Origin of the sequence: Haemophilus sp. HMSC061E01, from assembly GCF_001810345.1 — a bacterium.
In the GTDB taxonomy this organism is placed as follows: domain Bacteria; phylum Pseudomonadota; class Gammaproteobacteria; order Enterobacterales; family Pasteurellaceae; genus Haemophilus_D.
Genome location: NZ_KV801013.1, coordinates 1 through 416 on the forward strand (window position 1 = coordinate 1; position 416 = coordinate 416).

Consider the following 416-nt stretch of genomic DNA (forward strand, 5'->3'; position numbering starts at 1 on the left):
GTAACTGGTGTTGAAATGTTCCGTAAATTACTTGACGAAGGTCGTGCAGGTGAAAACATCGGTGCATTATTACGTGGTACTAAACGTGAAGAAATCGAACGTGGTCAAGTATTAGCGAAACCAGGTTCAATCACTCCACACACTGACTTCGAATCAGAAGTTTACGTATTATCAAAAGATGAAGGTGGTCGTCACACTCCATTCTTCAAAGGTTACCGTCCACAATTCTATTTCCGTACAACTGACGTAACTGGTACTATCGAATTACCAGAAGGCGTGGAAATGGTAATGCCTGGTGATAACATCAAAATGACAGTAAGCTTAATCCACCCAATCGCGATGGACCAAGGTTTACGTTTCGCAATCCGTGAAGGTGGCCGTACAGTAGGTGCTGGCGTTGTTGCGAAAATCATCAA

At 43.3% G+C, this 416-nt stretch carries 1 protein-coding gene; it reads left to right on the top strand.

Annotated features, from left to right (window positions below; all coding sequences use genetic code 11):
• Positions 1 to 416 (top strand): EF-Tu C-terminal domain-related protein (locus HMPREF2732_RS05910; protein ID WP_083304354.1); only part of this gene is annotated, 416 nt, incomplete at both ends.